Raw genomic sequence first — 574 nt, 5'->3', positions numbered from 1 at the left:
CCCTTCGGACACCCTCCGCCTGATGGCGCAGATCGCCTTCATCCTCCTGTGCCACAAGGACCCCGACGCCATCATCGAGCAGGCGGGCCAGCTCACCGCCGCCGGCGACTTCATGGCGATCCACTTCGACGCCCGCGCGCCCGAGGCGGCGCACGCCCGCATCCGCGCCGCCCTGGCCTCCAACCCCAACGTCACCTTCGCCCGCCGCCGCGTCCGCTGCGGCTGGGGGGAGTGGAGCCTCGTCGAGGCGACGCTGCTGGCGGTCGAGGCGGCGGCGGAGGCGTTCCCCCGCGCCACCCACTTCTACATGCTCTCGGGCGACTGCATGGCGATCAAGTCCGCTGCCTACGCCCACCGCCTGCTGGACGCCGAGGACGCCGACTGGATCGAGAGCTTCGACTTCTTCGACAGCGACTGGATCAAGACCGGCATGAAGGAGGACCGCCTCCTCGACCGCCGCTGGTTCAACGAGCGCGCCCACAAGCGGCTGTTCTACTGGAGCGTCCAATTGCAGCGCCGCCTCGGCCTGGCGCGGCGCGTCCCCGCCGACATCCAGGTGATGATCGGCTCGCAG

The 574-nt window shown here is 70.6% G+C and carries 1 protein-coding gene; it reads left to right on the top strand.

Going from position 1 to position 574, the window contains the following annotated elements; all coding sequences use genetic code 11:
- Positions 1–22: 22 nt before the first annotated feature.
- Positions 23–574 (top strand): beta-1,6-N-acetylglucosaminyltransferase (locus D7Y13_RS42105; protein WP_208734572.1); only part of this gene is annotated, 552 nt, incomplete at its 3' end.

The sequence above is a fragment of the Corallococcus praedator genome, assembly GCF_003612125.1.
Classification (GTDB): domain Bacteria; phylum Myxococcota; class Myxococcia; order Myxococcales; family Myxococcaceae; genus Corallococcus; species Corallococcus praedator.
The sequence above is the reverse complement of the archived record's forward strand: the minus strand, read 5'-3'. Positions and strand labels throughout refer to the sequence as shown.